This window comes from Streptomyces sp. NPDC018947 (genome assembly GCF_044390505.1).
Taxonomy (GTDB): domain Bacteria; phylum Actinomycetota; class Actinomycetes; order Streptomycetales; family Streptomycetaceae; genus Streptomyces.
Genome location: NZ_JBIRZD010000003.1, coordinates 184,426 through 203,078 on the forward strand (window position 1 = coordinate 184,426; position 18,653 = coordinate 203,078).

The 18,653-nt window shown below is 73.6% G+C and carries 13 protein-coding genes and 1 tRNA gene; 13 read left to right on the forward strand and 1 reads right to left on the reverse strand.

Features of this window, described 5'->3' with window-relative positions; translation table 11 throughout:
• The 10 genes from ACH499_RS08935 to ACH499_RS08980 all read left to right on the forward strand — a co-directional run bounded on the left by ACH499_RS08935 (window position 1) and on the right by ACH499_RS08980 (window position 14,203).
• A complete protein-coding gene (locus ACH499_RS08935) occupies window positions 1-999 on the forward strand; it encodes a sugar phosphate isomerase/epimerase family protein (protein ID WP_399014416.1) in 999 nt (332 codons plus the stop codon).
• A 264-nt stretch (window positions 1,000-1,263) separates the two neighbouring features.
• Window positions 1,264-4,974 (forward strand): ThuA domain-containing protein, encoded by a 3,711-nt coding sequence (locus tag ACH499_RS08940; RefSeq protein ID WP_399014417.1) that lies wholly within the window; start codon window positions 1,264-1,266, stop codon window positions 4,972-4,974.
• Window positions 4,975-5,103: 129 nt separating this feature from the next.
• Window positions 5,104-6,405 (forward strand): inositol-3-phosphate synthase, encoded by a 1,302-nt coding sequence (locus ACH499_RS08945; protein ID WP_399014418.1) that lies wholly within the window; start codon window positions 5,104-5,106, stop codon window positions 6,403-6,405.
• Window positions 6,402-7,703: an SCO3242 family prenyltransferase gene (locus ACH499_RS08950; protein ID WP_399014419.1), complete on the forward strand. Its 1,302-nt coding sequence runs from the start codon at window positions 6,402-6,404 to the stop codon at window positions 7,701-7,703. The genes ACH499_RS08945 and ACH499_RS08950 overlap by 4 nt, the downstream gene beginning before the upstream one ends.
• Window positions 7,700-8,737: a sugar phosphate isomerase/epimerase family protein gene (locus ACH499_RS08955; protein ID WP_399014420.1), complete on the forward strand. Its 1,038-nt coding sequence runs from the start codon at window positions 7,700-7,702 to the stop codon at window positions 8,735-8,737. The genes ACH499_RS08950 and ACH499_RS08955 overlap by 4 nt, the downstream gene beginning before the upstream one ends.
• Entirely contained in the window at window positions 8,734-9,453 is a 720-nt protein-coding gene (locus ACH499_RS08960; RefSeq protein ID WP_356201870.1) for an EboA domain-containing protein, read from the forward strand. The genes ACH499_RS08955 and ACH499_RS08960 overlap by 4 nt, the downstream gene beginning before the upstream one ends.
• On the forward strand, window positions 9,453-10,301 hold the full coding sequence (locus ACH499_RS08965; RefSeq protein ID WP_356201868.1) for a TatD family hydrolase: 849 nt from the start codon (window positions 9,453-9,455) through the stop codon (window positions 10,299-10,301). The genes ACH499_RS08960 and ACH499_RS08965 overlap by 1 nt, the downstream gene beginning before the upstream one ends.
• A 3-nt stretch (window positions 10,302-10,304) precedes the next feature.
• Window positions 10,305-11,480: a metabolite traffic protein EboE gene (gene eboE, locus ACH499_RS08970; RefSeq protein WP_356201866.1), complete on the forward strand. Its 1,176-nt coding sequence runs from the start codon at window positions 10,305-10,307 to the stop codon at window positions 11,478-11,480.
• On the forward strand, window positions 11,477-12,874 hold the full coding sequence (locus ACH499_RS08975; protein ID WP_399014421.1) for a nucleotide pyrophosphatase/phosphodiesterase family protein: 1,398 nt from the start codon (window positions 11,477-11,479) through the stop codon (window positions 12,872-12,874). Before eboE ends, ACH499_RS08975 begins: the two co-directional genes overlap by 4 nt.
• Before the next feature lie 123 nt (window positions 12,875-12,997).
• On the forward strand, window positions 12,998-14,203 hold the full coding sequence (locus ACH499_RS08980; RefSeq protein ID WP_399014746.1) for a sugar phosphate isomerase/epimerase family protein: 1,206 nt from the start codon (window positions 12,998-13,000) through the stop codon (window positions 14,201-14,203).
• A gap of 42 nt (window positions 14,204-14,245) precedes the next feature.
• Here the strand turns inward: ACH499_RS08980 and ACH499_RS08985 are convergent, their stop codons facing one another.
• A complete protein-coding gene (locus tag ACH499_RS08985) occupies window positions 14,246-15,574 on the reverse strand; it encodes a DUF2254 domain-containing protein (RefSeq protein WP_399014422.1) in 1,329 nt (442 codons plus the stop codon).
• A 141-nt stretch (window positions 15,575-15,715) separates the two neighbouring features.
• Here ACH499_RS08985 and ACH499_RS08990 point away from each other — a divergent pair.
• The 3 genes from ACH499_RS08990 to ACH499_RS09000 all read left to right on the forward strand — a co-directional run bounded on the left by ACH499_RS08990 (window position 15,716) and on the right by ACH499_RS09000 (window position 18,521).
• A tRNA-Leu gene (locus ACH499_RS08990) sits at window positions 15,716-15,800 on the forward strand.
• A 412-nt stretch (window positions 15,801-16,212) separates the two neighbouring features.
• On the forward strand, window positions 16,213-18,252 hold the full coding sequence (gene fusA, locus ACH499_RS08995) for an elongation factor G (protein WP_399014423.1): 2,040 nt from the start codon (window positions 16,213-16,215) through the stop codon (window positions 18,250-18,252).
• Between the two features lie 104 nt (window positions 18,253-18,356).
• Window positions 18,357-18,521 carry a hypothetical protein gene (locus ACH499_RS09000; RefSeq protein WP_356201222.1) on the forward strand — a complete coding sequence of 55 codons (165 nt, stop codon included), beginning with the start codon at window positions 18,357-18,359 and terminating at the stop codon, window positions 18,519-18,521.
• Window positions 18,522-18,653: the final 132 nt, after the last annotated feature.

An 18,653-nucleotide genomic window follows, 5' to 3' on the forward strand; every position in this document is an offset into this window, starting at 1 on the left:
ATGCCGCGCAACTTCACGCTGTTCACCGGACAGTGGGCCGACCTGCCCCTGGAGGAGGTCTGCCGGCTCGCCCGCGACTTCGGCTACGACGGCCTCGAACTCGCCTGCTGGGGCGACCACTTCGAGGTCGACAAGGCCCTCGCGGACCCGTCCTACGTGGAATCCCGCCATCAGTTGCTCGACAAGTACGGACTGAAGTGCTGGGCGATTTCCAACCATCTCGTCGGGCAGGCCGTGTGCGACGCCATCATCGACGAACGCCACCAGGCCATCCTGCCCGCCCGCATCTGGGGCGACGGCGACGCCGAGGGCGTCCGCAGGCGCGCCGCGGCCGAGATCCAGGACACCGCGCGGGCCGCCGCCCGCCTCGGCGTCGACACCGTCATCGGCTTCACGGGCTCCTCGATCTGGCACCTGGTCGCCATGTTCCCGCCCGCGTCCGAGTCGATGATCGAACGCGGTTACGAGGACTTCGCGGACCGCTGGAACCCCATCCTGGACGTCTTCGACGCGGAGGGCGTGCGCTTCGCCCACGAGGTCCACCCGAGCGAGATCGCCTACGACTACTGGACCACGCAGCGCGCCCTGGAGGCGGTCGGCCACCGGCCCGCCTTCGGCCTCAACTTCGACCCCTCGCACTTCGTGTGGCAGGACCTCGACCCGGTCGGCTTCCTGTGGGACTTCCGGGACCGGATCTACCACGTCGACTGCAAGGAGGCCCGCAAGCGCCTCGACGGCCGCAACGGCCGCCTCGGATCCCATCTGCCGTGGGGCGACCCGCGGCGCGGCTGGGACTTCGTCTCCGCCGGGCACGGCGACGTCCCCTGGGAGGACGTCTTCCGCATGCTGCGCTCCATCGACTACCGGGGGCCGGTCTCCGTCGAGTGGGAGGACGCCGGCATGGACCGGCTCCAGGGCGCCCCCGAGGCCCTCACCCGGCTGAAGGCCTACGACTTCGAGCCGCCCAGCGCGTCCTTCGACGCCGCGTTCAACCGCTGATCCGCACGTCTGACGGCGGGCCGGGCCGGGGGCCGAAGCGTCCTCCGGCCCCGGTCCGGCCTGCCCGGACACCGCTTTGTCCAGCGTAGGGAAAAAGTTCGACCACTGTCCGTCCCAAGGCTGTTGCGCCCGGACGAACACGGCTACCGTCCCTGATGCGTTCAGGACACACACGCCTCCGGGGTGACGGCGCACCCCGGCGCCCGCACACCGCACGTCTTCGCACCCGTTCCGTACGGCCCATTCCGTTCCCGGAGGGATTTCGTGCACAGAAGCAGACTCAGAGGCAGCACCGTGAGACGGCCCGGGCTCCGCACCGCCCTCGCCCTGCTCACCGGCCTCGCACTGGCCGTGGGCACCCCGGCGACCGTCGCCGGCGCCCGGCAGGGCGCCGTCTCCGCCGAGGAACCGGTCGCCGCCGAGGGGCAGTTCCAGCAGGTGCCGCTCGCCAAGGGCGAACCCGAGACGGGCGAGCCGATGTCGCTGGCCGTCCTCCCGGACCGCAGCGTCCTGCACACCGCGCGCGACGGCACACTGCGCCTCACCGACCAGGGCGGCGTCACCAAGGTCGCCGGCAAGATCCCCGTCTACAGCCACGACGAGGAGGGCCTGCAGGGCGTCGGCATCGACCCGGACTTCGAGAACAACCGGGCGATCTACCTCTACTACGCCCCGCCCCTCGACACCCCCGCGGGCGACGCCCCGGAGACCGGCACCGCCGAGGACTTCAAGAAGTTCGACGGCGTCAACCGCCTCTCCCGCTTCGTCCTCAACCCCAACGGCACGCTGGACATGGCCAGCGAGAAGAAGGTCCTGGACGTCGCGGCCTCCCGCGGCACCTGCTGCCACGTCGGCGGCGACATCGACTTCGACGCCGAGGGCAACCTCTACCTGTCCACCGGCGACGACACCAACCCCTTCGCCTCCGACGGCTACACGCCGATCGACGAGCGGCCGGACCGCAACCCGGCCTTCGACGCCCGCCGCAGCTCCGGCAACACCAACGACCTGCGCGGCAAGATCCTGCGCATCAAGGTCGCCGAGGACGGCTCGTACACCGTCCCCGAGGGCAACCTCTTCCCGCCGGGCACCGAGAAGACCCGCCCCGAGATCTACGCGATGGGCTTCCGCAACCCGTTCCGGATGAGCGTCGACGACAAGACCGGCACCGTCTACGTCGGCGACTACGGCCCCGACGCGGGCGCCGCCGACCCGAAGCGGGGCCCGGCCGGCCAGGTCGAGTTCGCCAAGGTCACCAAGGCCGCCAACTTCGGCTGGCCGTTCTGCACCGGCGCCAACGACGCCTACACCGCCTACGACTTCGCCACCAGGACGTCCGGTGAGAAGTTCGACTGCGCCGCTCCCAGGAACACGTCCCGCCACAACACGGGCCTCGTCGACCTGCCCCCCGCGCAGCCCGCGTGGATCCCCTACGACGGCGGTTCCGTGCCCGAGTTCGGCAGCGGCTCCGAGTCCCCGATGGCCGGCCCGGTCTACCGCTACGACCCGGACCTCGACTCCTCGGTGAAGTTCCCCGAGGAGTACGACGGCGACTTCTTCGCCGGCGAGTTCGGGCGCCGCTGGATCAAGCGGATCGAGCAGAACACCGACGGCTCGGTCGCGCGGATCAACGCCTTCCCCTGGACCGGCACCCAGATCATGGACATGGAGTTCGGCCCCGACGGCGCGCTCTACGTCCTCGACTACGGCGTCTCCTGGTTCCAGGGCGACCAGAACTCCGCCCTGTACCGGATCGAGAACGCCGAGGACGGCTTCTCCCCGATCGCCGAGGCCGGCGCGAACAGGACGTCCGGAGCGGTCGGCATGAAGGTCACCTTCACCGGCTCCGCCAAGGACGCCGACTCGCCCGAGCTGACCTACGCCTGGGACTTCGGCGACGGCACCCGGGGCGAGGGCCTCAGCCCCACCCACCAGTACAAGAAGGCCGGCACCTACACCGCGACCTTCACCGCGAAGGACCCCGAGGGCAACACCGGCAACGCCAGCGTCAGGATCGTCGTCGGCAACACCGCGCCCAAGGTGAAGATCGAGATCCCGGGCAACGGCAGCCTGGCCGCCTTCGGCGAGCCCGTCCCGTTCAAGGTGACCGTCACCGACCCCGAGGAGACCGTCGACTGCTCCAGGGTCAAGGTCGCCTACAGCCTCGGCCACGACTCCCACGCCCACGAGCTGACCAGCGAGACGGGCTGCGAGGGCACCCTCGAGCCGCCCGCCGGTGACGGCGGCCACGACCCCAACGCCAACATCTACGGCGTCGTCGGCGCCGCCTACACCGACGGCGGGGCCATGGGCCAGGAGGCCCTGACCGGCACCGCGCGCGCCGTCGTCCAGCCCCTGCACCGCCAGGCCGAGCACTACACGGCCCAGTCCGGTGTGAAGACCTACGACAAGGCCACCGCCAACGGCGGCAAGACCGTCGGCGACATCCACGACGGCGACTGGATCTCCTTCAGCCCCTACCGGTTCGACGGGCAGAAGAAGATGACCGTACGGGCCTCCTCCGGCGGCGCCGGCGGCTTCGTCGAGCTGCGCACCGGCTCGCCCGACGGCCCGCTGCACGGCTCGGCGTACATCCCGCCGACCGGGAGCTGGGAGACGTTCCAGGACGTCGACGTGCCGCTGCGGGCCCTGCCGGCCCGGACCACGGACATCTACCTGGTCTTCCGGGGCGGCGAGGGCGCGCTGTACGACGTGGACGACTTCGAGTTCTCCAAGGAGCCGTTCAAGGGCGGCAAGAAGGTCCTGGTCTTCTCGAAGACCGCGGGCTTCCGCCACGACTCCATCCCCGCGGGCATCGCCGCGCTGAAGGAACTGGGCGGCCCGGCCGGCATCACCGTCGACGCCACCGAGGAGGCCAGGCAGTTCACCACGGCCAACCTCGCCAAGTACGACGCCGTGGCCTTCCTGTCCACCACCGGTGACGTGCTCAACGCCGACCAGCAGAGGGCGTTCGAGAACTACGTGGCGAACGGCGGAGGCTACATCGGCATCCACGCCGCCGCCGACACCGAGTACGAGTGGGAGTTCTACGGCGGCCTCGTCGGCGCCTACTTCGCCTCGCACCCGGCCATCCAGAAGGCCACCGTGCGCGTCGAGGACCACGATCACCCGTCCACCGCGCACCTCGGGGACACCTGGGAGCGCACCGACGAGTGGTACAACTACCGCACGAACCCGCGTGAGCAGGCCAAGGTCCTCGCCACCCTCGACGAGACCACCTACCAGGGCGGCACCATGAAGGGCGACCACCCGATCGCCTGGTGCCAGAGCTACGGCGGCGGCCGCTCCTTCTACACCGGCGGCGGCCACACCAAGGAGTCCTACGCCGACGAGGCCTTCCGCGCCCATCTGCTCGGCGGCCTCCAGTACGCCACCGGCCAGGTGAAGGCGGACTGCAAGCCGAACAAGGGCTACCGGCAGATCTTCAACGGCCAGACCCTGGACGGCTGGAAGCAGGCCGGCCCCGGCAGGTTCGACGTCAAGGACGGCACCCTCGAGTCCGAGGGCGGCATGGGCCTGCTCTGGTACCAGGCCAAGGAGCTGAAGTCGTACTCCCTCAAGCTCGACTGGAAGATGCAGGGCGACGACAACTCCGGAGTCTTCGTGGGCTTCCCCGCCTCCGACGACCCCTGGTCCGCGGTGAACAAGGGCTACGAGATCCAGATCGACGCCACGGACGCGCCCGACCGCACCACGGGCTCCGTCTACTCCTTCAAGTCGGCGGACATCAAGGCCCGTGACCAGGTCCTGCGTCCGCCCGGCCAGTGGAACACCTACGAGATCAAGGTCCAGGGCGAACGCCTCCAGGTGTTCCTCAACGGGGTCAGGATCAACGACTTCACCAACACGGACCCCGCGCGGAGCCTGACCGACGGCTACATCGGCCTGCAGAACCACGGCGCCGACGACCAGGTCTCGTTCCGCAACATCCAGCTCAAGGAACTGCCCTCCTAGGGCGCACAGACGGCGGCGGGCGGAGGACGCCGGACCTCCGCCCGCCGTCTCCCCGGACCCACGCGTCCGGCAACCGCTCGTCCCCTTCCGGCACTCGCACCAGGTTCGCGTACGACAAGGAGGCTGCCCATGTCCGCCGAACCGTCCCTTCCCACCCCCGCCCCGGCCCCGCGCCACGGCGTCTGGCTCATCGGCGCGCGCGGTTCCGTGGCCACCACCGCGATCGCGGGCTGCGCCGCCGTCGCCGCCGGGCTGCACCCGCCCACCGGCATGGTCACCGAGACCCCCGACTTCGCCTCGTCGGGTCTGCCCGCGCTGTCGTCCCTCGTCTTCGGCGGACACGACACCGTGGACTGCCCGCTGCCCAAACGTGCCGAACACCTCGCCGACGGCGGGGTCCTGCCGCACGGCCTGCCGTCCGCCGTGCACACCGAACTCGCCGCCGCCGACCGGGAGATCAGGCCCGGCGGCCCCCTGCCGGACGACACGGACGGCACCCCCGGCCGCACCCAGGACGCGTGGATCGACAGGTTCGCGTCCGACATCAGCGACTTCGTACGCCGCCACGGGCTCGCCGGCGCGGTCGTGATCAACGTCGCCTCCACCGAGCCCGCGCCCGCCGAGGGCACACTGCCGCCCAGCTCCCTCTACGCGGCGGCCGCGCTGCGCGCCGGCTGCCCCTACGTCAACTTCACCCCCTCCACGGGCCTGCACCACCCGGCGCTGGCCGCGCTCGCCGCGTCCTCGGGCGTGCCGTACGCGGGCCGCGACGGCAAGACCGGGCAGACGCTGCTGCGTTCCGTGCTCGGCCCGATGTTCCTCCAGCGCGCCCTCGCCGTGCGGGCCTGGTCCGGCACCAACCTCCTCGGCGGAGGTGACGGGGCCGCCCTCGCCGACCCGGCGGCGGCCGCGGCGAAGAACGCCGGCAAGGAACGCGTCCTCGCCGACACGCTCGGCGCCGCCCCCGAGGGCGAGGTCCACATCGACGACGTCCCGGCGCTCGGCGACTGGAAGACGGCCTGGGACCACATCGCCTTCGACGGCTTCCTCGGCTCCCGCATGATCCTCCAGACCATCTGGCAGGGCTGCGACTCGTCCCTCGCCGCCCCCCTCGTCCTCGACCTGGCCCGTCTGGCCCTGCGCGCCCAGGAGAAGGGCCTGACCGGGCCGCTCGGGGAACTGGGGTTCTACTTCAAGGACCCGGTGGGAGACGGACCGGCGTCGCTGGCGGAGCAGTACGGAGAGCTGAGGCGGTTCGCGGCCCGGTTGGGGGACGGGGCCGAAGAACGGGGGAGCGGTGGTGCCGGGGGCCGAGGGAGCGACGGTGCCCGTGCCGACGGCCGGGTGAGCGACGGTGCCGGTGAGCGGTCGGGCGCCGTTGGGGACGGCCACGTGAGTGACGGTTCCGACGAGCGCGGGGCGCGGCGATGAGCCGCACGGTCGCGGCCGCACGGGAGGTGCCCGCGCCTGCCGGGGGGCAGGCGGGGGCGGCGGCCGGCCCGGCCTGTGGGCCCGCCGACCCGATCGCCTCCGGCGGCGCCCCGCCGTCCGCACCCCGCCCCGGGTCCGGCCGGGCGGGCGCCTGGGCCGAACTGCTGCGCCTGCCCGCCCTGTTCACCGTCCCCGGCGACGCCCTGGCGGGCGCGGCCGCGGCCGGTGCGCGCCCCGGGCCCCGCACCCTGCTCGCCATCGGATCCTCCCTGTGCCTGTACGAGGCCGGCATGGCCCTCAACGACTGGGCGGACCGGGCCGAGGATGCCGTGGAACGCCCGCACCGCCCCCTGCCGTCCGGCCGCGTCCGCCCGGCCGCCGCCCTCACCGCGGCCTGCGGTCTCACCGGCGCCGGTCTGCTGCTCGCCGCCCGTGCCGGCCGGCCCGCCCTCGCGGTGGCCGCGCCCCTCGCGGCGACCGTCTGGGCGTACGACCTGGCGCTGAAGCACACGCCCGCCGGCCCCGCGGCCATGGCCGCCGCCCGCGGACTGGACCTGCTGCTGGGCGCGGCCGCCACCAGCGGCGGCATCCGGACCGCGCTGCCCTCCGCGGCGCTGCTCGGCAGCCACACCCTCGCGGTCACGGCCGTCTCCCGCCGGGAGACCACCGGCGGCTCGGTTATGGCCCCGCTGGCGGCCCTCGCGGCGACCGGGGTACTGACCCGGCTGGTCACCCACCGCCGCACCCGACTCCCGGCAGGCCGACGGGCAGCAGCCGCCCCCGGCCTGCCGGGCTCCCACCCGGCCGAGGACCGTCCCGGGGCCACCGCCGGCCGGGGGGCCGACGCCCTCTCGGCCGAGGTCCCCGGCCCGCGCGGCCCCCGCGACGCCGTGCACCCGACCCCGGGCGTGGCCGCTGCCGGGAGGGCACGCCGTGCCGCACCCGGCTCCCGAACCTCCGCGGCCGAGGCAGCCGCCGACGCGGTGACGGGCGTCCCCGGACCGCGAAGCTCCCGCCCGGGCGGGAGCACGCCGAGGGCCCTCGGCGCCCTCACCGGCGCCCTGGGCGCCGTCTACGCCGCCACCGCCGCCCGCCCCTACTTCCACGCCGCCCTCAACCCCTCGCCCCCGCTCACCCAACGCGCCGTCGGCGGCGGCATCCGGGCCACGATCCCGCTCCAGGCCGCGCTCGCCGCCCGCTCCGGCGCACCCGTCACCTCCCTCCTGGTCGCGGCCCTCGCCCCGGCCGGCCGGATGTTCGCGCGGAGGACCGCCATGAGGAAGGTGAGCATCACATGAACCGGAACGAGAACCAGGACACCCCGGACGCGGGCACGATCGCGGCCTCCGGCGCGAACGCGGATCCTCGTGGGCACGCCTCCTCCGGCGCTCACGCGGCCTCCCGCGCAGGCGCCACCACCCGCACCTCGCCCCCTCTCCGCTTCGGCTACGGCACCAACGGCCTGGCCGACCTCCGTCTCGACGACGCCCTCGCCCTCCTCGCCGACCTCGGCTACGACGGCGTAGGGCTGACGCTCGACCACATGCACCTCGACCCCCTCGCCGACGACCTGGCGGCCCGCACCGGCCGGGTCGCGCGCCGGCTCGGCGAACTCGGGCTGACGGTGACCGTCGAGACGGGCGCCCGCTACGTCCTCGACCCGCGCCGCAAGCACGGGCCGTCCCTCCTCGACCCGGATCCGGAGGACCGCGCCCGCCGCACCGGCCTGCTCCTGCGTGCCGTCCGCGTCGCCGCCGACCTCGGCGCGCACGCCGTGCACTGCTTCAGCGGCGTCACCCCGCCGGGGACGGACGAGGACACGGCCTGGAAGCGCCTGGCGGAGGCCCTCGCCCCCGTCCTGGACGCCGCCGCCGGCGCCGGTGTGCCCCTGGCGGTCGAGCCCGAACCGGGCCATCTCCTCGCCCGCGTCGCCGACTTCCACCGGCTGCGCCGCACCCTCGGCGACCCCGGCCACCTCGGCCTCACCCTGGACATCGGCCACTGCCAGTGCCTCGAACCCCTCCCTCCCGCCGACTGCGTGCGCGAGGCCGCGCCCTGGCTGCGGCACGTCCAGATCGAGGACATGCGCCGCGGAGTCCACGAACACCTCCCCTTCGGCGACGGCGAGATCGACTTCCCGCCCGTCCTCGAGGCCCTCGCCGCCACCGGTTACCAGGGCCTGACCGTCGTGGAACTGCCCCGCCACTCCCACGCGGGACCCCACTTCGCCGAGCAGTCCCTCCCGTTCCTCCGCCGGGCGGCGGCAGCGGCGGCCACCACCGCGCACCACCGTGGCGAGCGCTCCGCCACCCCGAAGGGAGCCACCACATGACCGGACAGCACGCCGCCCAGGACCCGGCCGGCACCCGCGCCGCGCGGCCCGCCCAGGGCACCACCCCCGCCCACATCCCCCCGGCCGAGCTGCGCGCCACGCTCACCGACCGGCTCGACGCGGCCGCCCGCGCCTGGCTCGACCGGGCCCTGGACGAGGCCGCCGCCCGCCCCGACACCCACGGCCCCGTCTCCGCGTGGGAGCTGCGCCTCGCCGAGGCCGGCCGCCGCTGCGGCCCCGCACACGCCGACGCCGCCCGCGTCCTCGTCCTGCACGCGGCCCGCCCCGGCACCGACGCCCTGACGCGGGCCTACTCCCAGGGCACCGCCGACGAACGCCGCGCCGTCCTGCACGCCCTGCCCCATCTCGTCCCCGGCCCGGACGCCCTGCCGCTCGTCGAGGACGCCCTGCGCACCAACGACACCCGGCTGGTCGCCGCCGCGCTCGGCCCGTACGCCGCCCGGCACCTGGACGCCCACCAGTGGCGGCACGCCGTACTGAAGTGCCTGTTCACCGGCGTCCCCGTCGACCGGGTGGCGGACCTGGACCGGCGGGCCGCCGGGGACGCCGAGCTCGCCCGCATGCTCGCCGACTACGCCGCCGAACGCACCGCCGCCGGCCGCCCCGTCCCCGAAGACCTGCACCGTGTGCTGGCCCTGACCGACCCCCCGCGCGCCCCGCACGGCACGGCCGACCCCCACGGCAAGGAGTCCTGATGCGCATCTTCGACCCCCACATCCACATGACCTCCCGCACCACCGACGACTACGAGGCCATGCACGCCGCGGGCGTCCGCGCCGTGGTCGAGCCCTCCTTCTGGCTCGGCCAGCCCCGCACCTCTCCCGACTCCTTCCGCGACTACTTCGACGCGCTCCTCGGCTGGGAACCCTTCCGCGCCGCCCAGTACGGCATCGCCCACCACTGCACGATCGCCCTCAACCCCAAGGAGGCCAACGACCCGCGCTGCGCCCCCGTCCTGGACGAACTGCCCCGCTACCTCGTCAAGGACCGGGTCGTCGCCGTCGGCGAGATCGGCTACGACTCCATGACCCCCGCCGAGGACACCGCGCTCGCCGCCCAGCTGCAGCTCGCCGCCGACCACGGGCTGCCCGCCCTCGTGCACACCCCGCACCGCGACAAGCTGGCCGGCCTGCGCCGCACCCTCGACGTGGTCCGCGAGTCCGCCCTGCCCACGGACCGGGTCCTGGTCGACCACCTCAACGAGACCACCGTCAAGGAGGCCAAGGACAGCGGCGCCTGGCTCGGCTTCTCCGTCTATCCGGACACCAAGATGGACGAGACCCGCATGGTCGCCCTCCTGCGCGAGTACGGCCCGGAACGCGTCCTGGTGAACTCCGCCGCCGACTGGGGCAGAAGCGACCCCCTCAAGACGCGCAAGGTCGGCGACCTGATGCTCGCCGAGGGGTTCACCGAGGACGACGTGGACCACGTGCTGTGGCGCAACCCCGTCGCCTTCTACGGCCTCAGCGGGCGCCTGAGCCTCGACGTGACCGCCTCCGACGCCACCCACGAGGGCAACTCCATCCTGCGCGGCGGGGAGTGAGAGATGCGCTTCCGGCACCCCGACGGCTCCACCGTCCACCTCGCCTACTGCACCAACGTCCACCCCGCCGAGACCCTCGACGGCGTCCTCGCCCAGCTCCGCGACCACTGCGAGCCCGTCCGCAAACGCCTCGGCCGCGACCGCCTCGGCATCGGCCTGTGGCTCGCCCGCGACGCGGCCCACGCCCTGGTCACCGACCCGTCGGCCCTGCGCGGCCTGCGCGGCGAACTCGACCGGCGCGGCCTGGAGGTCGTCACCCTCAACGGCTTCCCCTACGAGGGCTTCGGCGCCGAAGAGGTCAAGTACCGCGTCTACAGGCCCGACTGGGCCGACCCCGAGCGCCTCGACCACACCACCTCCCTGGCCCGCGTCCTGGCCGGCCTGCTGCCCGACGACGTCACCGAGGGCAGCATCTCCACCCTGCCGCTGGCCTGGCGCACCGCCTACGACGACACCCGCGCCGACAAGGCCCGGGCCGCGCTCGTCACCCTGGCCGAACGCCTCGACGCCCTCGAGGAACTGACCGGCCGCTCCATCCGCATCGGCCTCGAACCCGAGCCCGGCTGCGTGGTGGAGACGACCCACGACGCCATCGCCCCGCTCACCGCGATCGCCCACGACCGCATCGGTGTCTGCGTCGACACCTGTCACCTCGCCACCTCCTTCGAGGACCCGCACACCGCCCTGGACGCCCTGACCGAGGCCCGCGTCCCCGTCGTCAAGTCCCAGCTCTCCGCCGCCCTGCACGCCGAACACCCCCGTGATCCCGCGGTCCGCGAGGCCCTCGCCGCCTTCGCCGAACCCCGCTTCCTGCACCAGACCCGCACCGCCGGCCCGGCCGGCGCCCTGCTCGGCACCGACGACCTCGACCAGGCCCTCGCCGCCGACGGCCCGCTGCCGGGCACCGCGCCCTGGCGCGCCCACTTCCACGTCCCCCTGCACGCGGCCCCGGCCGCGCCCCTCACCTCCACCCTCCCCGTGCTGGAGACCGCGCTGAGCCGGCTCGTCGGCGGCCCGCACCCCCTCACCCGCCATCTCGAGGTCGAGACCTACACCTGGCAGGCCCTCCCGCCCCGGCTGCGGCCGCGCGCCCGCGCCCAGCTCACCGACGGCATCGCCGCCGAGCTCACCCTCGCCCGCGACCTGTTGACGGACCTCGGCCTCAAGGAACTGCCATGACCCGACCCACCCCCTCCGACGGACCGACCCCGCTCCTCGTCCTGGACGTCGTCGGCCTCACCCCCCGTCTCCTCGACCACATGCCCCACCTCAAGAAGCTCGGGCAGACCGGCTCCCGCGCCCCCCTCGGCACCGTCCTGCCCGCCGTCACCTGCGCCGCCCAGTCCACCTTCCTCACCGGCACCCACCCCGCCGAACACGGCATCGTCGGCAACGGCTGGTACTTCCGCGAACTCGGCGACGTCCTGCTCTGGCGCCAGCACAACGGACTCGTCGCCGGCGACAAGCTCTGGGACGCCGCGCGCCGCGCCCACCCCGGCTACACCGTCGCCAACATCTGCTGGTGGTACGCCATGGGCGCCGACACCGACATCACCGTCACCCCCCGTCCCGTCTACTACGCCGACGGCCGCAAGGAACCCGACTGCTACACCCGGCCCCCGGCCCTGCACGACGAACTCACCGAGAAGTTCGGCACGTTCCCCCTGTTCCACTTCTGGGGCCCCGGCGCGGACCTGGTCTCCAGCCAGTGGATCATCGACGCGACCCGGCACATCATGCGCACCCGCCACCCCGACCTGACCCTCTGCTACCTCCCCCACCTCGACTACGACCTGCAGCGCTTCGGCCCCGACGACCCCCGATCCCTGAAGGCCGCCACCGACCTGGACGCGGCCCTGGCCCCGCTCCTGGACGACGCCCGGGCCGAGGGCCGCACCGTCGTCGCGCTGTCCGAGTACGGCATCACCCGCGTGAACCGGCCCGTGGACATCAACCGCGCCCTGCGCCGCGCAGGACTGCTGGAAGTCCACACCCAGGACGGCATGGAGTACCTCGACCCGATGGCCTCCCGCGCCTTCGCGGTCGCCGACCACCAGATCGCCCACGTGTACGTCCGCCGCCCCGAGGACCTCGACGCCACCCGCGCCGCCCTCGACGGCCTGCCCGGCATCGAGCTGCTCCTCGACGACGAGGGCAAGAAGGCCCACCACCTCGACCATCCGCGCGCCGGCGAACTCGTCGTCGTCGCCGAGCCGGACGCCTGGTTCACGTACTACTACTGGCTCGACGACGACCGCGCGCCCGACTTCGCGCAGCTCGTCGAGATCCACCGCAAACCCGGCTACGACCCGGTCGAGCTGTTCATGGACCCGCTCGACCCCTACGTCAAGGTCAAGGCGGCCACCGCCCTGGCCCGCAAGAAGATCGGCATGCGCTACCGCATGGCGGTCGTGCCCCTGGACCCCTCACCTATTCGCGGCAGCCACGGCCGCCTTCCCGAGAGCGACGACGACGGTCCGCTCCTCCTCTGCTCCACCCCCCGCGCAGTCGGCGACCGCGTCGCGGCCACCGACGTCAAGCAACTCCTGCTCCGGCTCGCCGGACTCGGCTGACGCACCACCGCACACCGCGGCGTACGGCCCCCGGGACCCAGCTGCCCGGAGTGAGACACACCGCACTGACAACGGCCCGCCCCGACCACGTCGGCGCAGGCCATGACCCAGAAGGCAGGCACCGTGACCCCGTTCCCCGACCCCTCCCGCACCGACACCGCCACGCCCTCCGCGGCCGGCCCGGACGAGGCCCTCCGCCGCACCCTCGGCGTCGGCCGCCGCCGCTTCCTCACCACCTGCACCGCCGTCGCGGCCGGTGCCGTCGCGGCCCCCGTCTTCGGAGCGGGCCCGGCCCTGGCCCTCGACGGCGACGACCAAGGCCAGGAGCACGGCCACGACCACGGCGGCGACGTCCTCGTCCCGCACGCCAGGCGCGGCATCATCCTCTACACCGTGCGCGACGCCACCGGCCGCGACCCCCTCTCCACCGACCTGCCCTCCGGCTTCCGCGAGGTGTTCAAGCAGCTCGCCCGCCACGGCTACCGCCAGGTGGAGTTCGCCGGCTACCGCCAGCACGCCAACGCGCCCGGCGGCGCCGACCTCGAGACCGTCGCCGGCGCCAGGCTGCTGCGCTCCTGGCTCGACGAGTACGGGCTGCGCGCGCAGGGCAACCACGGCTTCATTCCGTCCTCCTGGCCGCTGACGACGGCGGACCTGGACACCTTCAAGAAGCACCTGGAGATCGCCAACATCCTCGGCATGGACCACATGGGCACCGGCGGCGACCCCACCGGCAGCTCCTACCGGGCCGACTGGGACGTGGCCGCCGACAAGTGGAACGCCCTCGGCGAGATCGCCCGCCGCGAGGGCGTCAAGCTCTACACCCACAACCACGACGCGGCCTACGGCTTCCTGCTCGACGGCGGCCCGCTGGACGCCCAGGGCCGCCCGACCCGCAGCTCCGGCATCCGGAAGCTGGAGTACTTCCTCCAGGTCACCGACCCGAAGTCCGTCTGGCTGGAGATGGACATCTTCTGGGCGCACGTGGCCCAGTACAAGTTCCACACGTACACCGCGCACGACGGCTCGACCCGGGAGAACGTCTTCGACCCGGCCGCGCTCGTCGCCCGCAACAACAAGCGCTACCCGCTGTTCCACGCCAAGGACGGCACCGTCAACACCACCAACGGCCAGGGCTACGACATGGTCCCGTTCGGCACCGGGGTCATCGACTACCGGACCTTCTTCACCCGTGTCGGCCACCGCAACTACCACAACCCGATGGTCGAGCAGGACAACGCCCCGAGCTCCACGGACGCGGGCCAGTCCCTGCGGTACGCGAAGACCGGCTACGACAACCTGGCCGCGCTGCGCAAGCGCCGCGGCTAGCACGGCGCACGTCCTCCGCGCCGGTCGCCGGGGCATCGGCGGTCAGCCGATGCCCTGGCGGTCCGGCCGGAGGGCGAACGCCCGGTCCGCCGGGGTCGGCGCGGTGCGCTCCACGGCCTGCCGGACCAGTTCCCGGTGGCGCCGGAGCGGCTCGCGCCGCTCCGGCGGGGAGAGCCGCTCCAGGTCGTCCAGCCCGGCCAGCATGCGCCGCGAGACCTGCGGCGACCCGGCGGCGCATCCCCGCACCTCGGCGAAGCCCAGATCCACCAGCTCGGCCCACCCCGGCACGGCCTGCACCAGCCGCACCGCACCCCGCCGGTCCCGGTGCGCGACGGTGTCCAGGGGCCGCCGGCACAGCGCGGCCAGCAACTGCACCACCCGGTCCAGCGCCTGCACGGCGGTCGTCGGATCGTTGACCGCGGGGGACAGGGCCCGCAGGGCGATGTCGGAGAGCTGCCGCAGCCCGAAGCCCAGATCCTGGTGGAAGGTGCGCTCCACACCCACGGACAGGGCGTACCGCAGCGCCCGGCGCGGCGGAGCCTGCCCGCCGTGCACCGCCAGTACGGGCGTGCCGGGCACCACGAAGTCCCCGGTACGCGGAATCAGCCGCAGCACCACGCCGTGCTTGCGCGCCGCCCGCACCAGCCGCGCGACGTGCACGTCCCGCAGCACGCCCGCCGTGCCGTCGTGGGCGACCCACGCGGTGACCGGCCCGAGCGCGGGCACCCCCGCACCGTCCGCCGGCACGGGCATCGCCGCAGCCACCCGGAACGACTCGGCGGCGATCCGGGCGATCACGTGGCCGATCCGCATCAGCCGCAGTGTCGTGTTCACGTACATCACGAACAGCAGCAGACTCAGCGCGACCATCACCAGGGTGAGCACCGACTGGACCAGGGGGACCGACGTGACGACGCGGGGGTCGGTGGAGCTGTCGTAGGAGGTCAGCACCAGCAGGGTCAGGACGAAGGTGGCGAGGAAGACCGCGAAGGTCGCCTTGGTGATCCGGCTGCGCACGAAGAGACGCACCACCCGCGGCGTGAACTGCCCGCTCGCCATCTGCACGGCGACCAGCGAGATGCTGAAGACCACACCGATGAACGTCATCATCGCCGAGCCGACCGCCGACACCACGGACTTCGCGTCGGCCGCGAACCGCAGCAGCTCGGACAGCGTCTCGTAGTCCCCGTGCTCCCGCAGGGAGCGCACCAGCGCGGCATCGAGCTCCTGGGCCACCAGCCACACCACGAGGACGCCCGCCATGGCCGCGGTCGGCGCGAACCAGAACGTGTCCCGCAGATGCTCCCTGAACGGCGACAACGGCCGCGGCCGCCGCGGACGGGACCCCTCGGTAACCAGCCAGTCACTCATGGTGCGACCCTAGGCTCCGCGCGGCCGCACACCCGGCAGCGCCGCCCGGGACAGGGAAAACGCAGGTGAAAGGCACTCCGAAACCTTGGTATGGTTGTCCATGTCGCCGCGGGGAACACCCCGAACGGCGGCAGACACCTAGTCCGGGTGGCGGAATGGCAGACGCGCTAGCTTGAGGTGCTAGTGCCCTTTATCGGGCGTGGGGGTTCAAGTCCCCCCTCGGACACACACAAGAAGCGGGCCCCGGTCGTCGACCGGGGCCCGCTTCGTCCTGCCGGTCGCCTGCGCGCGGGAGCCCGAAAATCCGTGGCCCCGTCCTCCCCTCCCTCCCTACACTCGCCGCACGGACGAACAGACGGGCCCCCGGCGCGGGGTGCCCGTGACCAGTGAGGGGAGAGCGCCGTGCGTGACCGCACCGCCGTCGTCGCTCCCCGTCCCCGGTACACGGTGATCCTGGTGTCCCGGGCCGTCCGGTGCCTGCCGCGCGGCCCGCACCGGATGCCCGTGGCGTCCGCCTGATCCACGCTCCGCCGCCTCCCCGCCGCCCCAGGGTCGGCGGTCAGGGGGCGTGCCGCGTTCGGCGTGCGCCCGGGAAATCGCGCTGCCCGATTCCCGAACTCCCGAAAGGCCAAGGGGCCATGCGCAGCAACCCCCTCACCACCGTCCGCAACCTCGGCGTCCTCGCCCACGTCGACGCGGGCAAGACCACCGTCACGGAGCGGATCCTCTACACCACGGGCACCACCCACAAGCGCGGCGAGGTCCACGACGGGACGACCGTCACCGACTTCGACCCGCAGGAGCGCGACCGCGGCATCACCATCTTCGCCGCGGCCGTGAGCTGCTCGTGGGACGGCCACCGGCTCAACCTGATCGACACCCCCGGGCACGTCGACTTCGCCGACGAGGTCGAGCGGTCCCTGCGGGTGCTGGACGGCGCGGTCGCCGTGTTCGACGCGGTCGCCGGGGTGGAACCGCAGAGCGAGTCCGTGTGGCGGCAGGCCGACCGGCACGGGGTACCGAGGATCGCCTTCGTCAACAAGATGGACCGGGCCGGCGCCGACCTCGACACCGCCGTCGCCTCCATCCGCGAACGGCTGCACCCCGTACCGCTGGCCGTGCAGGTGCCCATCGGTACGGAGGACGGTTTCCGCGGCGTCGTCGACCTGCTGCGCATGCGCGCCCTCGTGTGGGCCGACAGCGCGGACGCGGCCGAGGACCGGCCGGTGCCGGACGCCCTGCGCGAGGAGGCGGCCCACAGGCGGCGGGCGCTGGAGGAGGCGGTGGCGGAGCGGCACCCGGCCGCGCTGGAGGAGTTCTGCGACCGGGAGACGCTGAGCGCCGGCACCCTCGCCGCGGCGCTGCGCGACCTGACCCGTGACGGCGAGGCCGTCGTGGTCCTGTGCGGCTCGGCCTACCGCAACCGCGGCATCGAACCGCTGCTGGACGCCGTGGTGGCCTACCTGCCCTCCCCGGTGGACGTCCCCCCGGTACGCGGCACGCACGACGGCACGGAACAGGAGCGGGCCACCGACCCGGCGGCACCGCTGGCCGCGCTCGCGTTCAAGGTGAACGCGACGCCGACCGGGCGGCTGACGTATCTCAGGCTGTACTCGGGCACGATCGGGAAGGGAGACACCGTGTGGGACGCGGGCACACGCCGCACCGAGCGGATCGGCCGCATCCTGCGCGTACGGGCCGACCGGCACGACCCGCTGGACCGGGCCGCCGCCGGGGACATCGTCGCCGTCGTCGGGCTCAAGTCCGCCCGCGCCGGCTCGACCCTGTGCGCGCCGGACGCCCCGCTCGTGCTGGAACCTCCGGGCGTCGCCGACCCGGTCGTGCACGTCGCCGTCGAGGCCCGGCGGTCCACCGACACCGACAGGCTGGCCACCGCGCTCGCCCGGCTCACCGAGGAGGACCCCTCGCTGGCCGTGCGGACCGACCCGGAGACCGGGCAGACCGTGCTGTCCGGCATGGGCGAACTGCACCTGGAGGTCGCCGTGGAGCGCCTCCGCGGCGAGCACGGCATCGAGGTCGCGGTGGGACGGCCGGGCGTGGCGTACCGGGAGACGGTCGGTACGGGCGTGTCCGGCTTCGTCTACCGGCACGTCAGACAGGACGGTGGAGCGGGCCAGTTCGCGCACGTCGTGCTCGACGTCGAACCGTGGGGCGAGGGCGGGTTCGTGTTCCGCTCGGCGGTCGTCGGCGGGCGCGTGCCGCAGGAGTACGTCCGCGCCGTCGAGGCCGGCTGCCGGGACGCCCTGGCCGAGGGGCCCCTCGGCGGGCATCCGGTGACCGGTCTGAGGGTCACCCTCACCGACGGCCACACCCATGTGAAGGACTCCTCGGACACGGCCTTCCGCACCGCCGGACGGCTGGGTCTGCGCGACGCCCTGCGTGCCTCGGCGATGGTCCTGCTGGAGCCGGTCGTCGAGGTGACCGTCACCGTGCCCGAGGACGCGGTCGGCGGCGTGCTCGGTGACCTGTCCGCGCGCCGCGGACGCGTCACCGGGTCCGACACGCGCGGCGGCGCCGCCGTCGTCACGGCCACCGTGCCGCTGGCCGAACTGTTCGGCTACGCCACCCGGTTGCGCGGCCGCACCCAGGGGCGCGGCACCTTCACCGCCCGGCCCACCGGCTACGCGCCGGCACCGGCCGCGAGGCCCGTCCCGTAGGACACGGGCCGGTCCCCTCTTCCGCTCGGCAGGGGGGACCGGCCCCGTTGCGAGCAGGGAGGCGGTACGGCATATTCCGCCGCACCCGGCGGAATATCGGATACATGTCAAAGGGGATGCGCTGGACGATCGTGATCGCCCTGCTGGTCTGGAGCCTGTTCGCCTACCCGTGGTTCGACAGGGGGTGCGACATCGCGGAGGCGTACACGGCGGTCTTCAAGTACGGGGTGCCGGAGGGGCTGGAGCCGTTGCCGGCCTGCTACGGCTGAGGATCCGGCGGCGGTCGTTCGCCTGCCGCGCGGCGGGTGCGGGCCCCGGGACCCGGCGCCCGCCCGCCCCGTGACCCGGCACCGGCTCGGCACCCCGGCACCGGCTCGGCACCCCGGCACCGGCTCGGCACC